This is a genomic window from Moorena sp., assembly GCF_982860115.1.
On sequence record NZ_CEYLVT010000461.1, the window covers coordinates 1 to 1,561 of the forward strand.

At 41.6% G+C, this 1,561-nt stretch carries 2 protein-coding genes; both read right to left on the reverse strand.

Annotation, left to right across the window (positions count from 1 at the left end):
* Positions 1-897, reverse strand: an 897-nt coding sequence (locus AC4II3_RS32670) for a tetratricopeptide repeat protein (RefSeq protein ID WP_488029858.1), incomplete at its 3' end; no start/stop codon positions are given.
* 368 nt (positions 898-1,265) lie between these two features.
* The coding region (locus AC4II3_RS32675; protein ID WP_488017407.1) for a DUF4351 domain-containing protein at positions 1,266-1,561 on the reverse strand (296 nt) is incomplete at its 5' end.

Consider the following 1,561-nt stretch of genomic DNA (forward strand, 5'->3'; position numbering starts at 1 on the left):
TGCCCAATCAAAAGGAAAAGCCTCAAAGGTTGTAACTCTAAGAGCCTGTTGGTAACAAGCGATGGCTTCTTCTATATTTTGTGCTTTATCCCCTTTTATTCGGTTACGGTAAGCAATACCGAGATTAGTTTGTGTCGATGCCCACTCAATCGGAAATGCCTCAAATGTAAAAACTCTAAGAGCTTCTTGGTGACAACCGATCGCTTGTTCAGTATTCTGTGATTTATCCCCTTTTATTCGGTTATTGTAAGCATTCCCGAGATTAGTTTTTGTCCTTGCCCACTCAATAGGAAATGCCTCAAAAGTATATACTCTAAGAGATTCTTCGTAACAAGCGATCGCTTCTTCACTATTCTGTGCTTTTTCCCCTTTGATGCGGTCACTGTAAGCAATACCGAGATTAGTTTTTGTCATTGCCCAATCAATAGGAAATGCCTCAAAGGTAAAAACTATAATAGCCTGTTGTAAACAAGCGATGGCATGTTCAATATTCTGTGCTTTCTCCCCTTTGATGCGGTTATTGTAAGCAGCACCGAGATTAGTTTGTACCGTTCCCCAATTTTCGGGAAATGCTTCACGGGTGAAAACAGTTAGTGCGACTTCATAGCCAGTGATGGCAATTTCGATAGTGCTGGCTTTGTCATCGAAGGGGAATTCCAAAATTCGATTGCTGAAATTGCCAATAACTGCTGCTAGAGACTTTGCTTCATCTGGTTTCGCTTTCGCCAGCTTAGTTGTTGCCCAATTCCGCAATTTTTCTGCTAACTTCTGATTAAGTTTGTCTGTATTTGCTGCCAGTAATGGGTAAACTACCTGCGCGTCACCATTACTGTCTGCAGTTGCTTGTAGCACCTCTAAGAGAAAGTCAAGTTGGGCATCAGATGTGTTGTCAGCCATTGCCATCCACTGGTCTACAATAGTTATTCAAAAAATAGACTTATTTAAAGCACCCTGGATGCACCAATCTTCCGCCATTGCCAACACTGTCTGCTGCTATCCCTTAGGGAAAGTCAAGAGGCAGAACCTGATAAATTATAGCATTTTTCAATTGGGTGAAGTTTTTAGAAAATAGGGAACATTTCTATTTGAGTGGTTAACCGTAAGCATATGCGCTACGCGCAGGCTACGCCAACAGCTGTCAGCCGTCAGCCGTCAGCCTTCAATCTAATGCAGCGTGCGCCTAGGGCATAAGCTTAATGCTGATAGCTGATAGCTGATAACTGATAGCTGATAGCTGATAGCTGAATGCCACACCTAACCGGATGTTACTTATCCGTTAACTGGTTCAACCAATTGGTCAAATCCACTTCAGTTTCAAAATCTAACAACGCTTCTCCTAAATCCTCCAACTGGTCAAAGGATAATTCCTCAATTTGATTTTGTAATTGGGGATTGATTTCACCTAAGCGACGGTTAAGTAGACGCTTAATTAAATTAAGCTCATTGCGCTTTCCTTGTTCTAATCCCTGTTCTAATCCCTGTTCTAATCCTTGTTCTAATCCTTGGCGAATAATTCGTTGATAAACTACTGACTCTTGCATCATATCCTCCCGAAAATAAG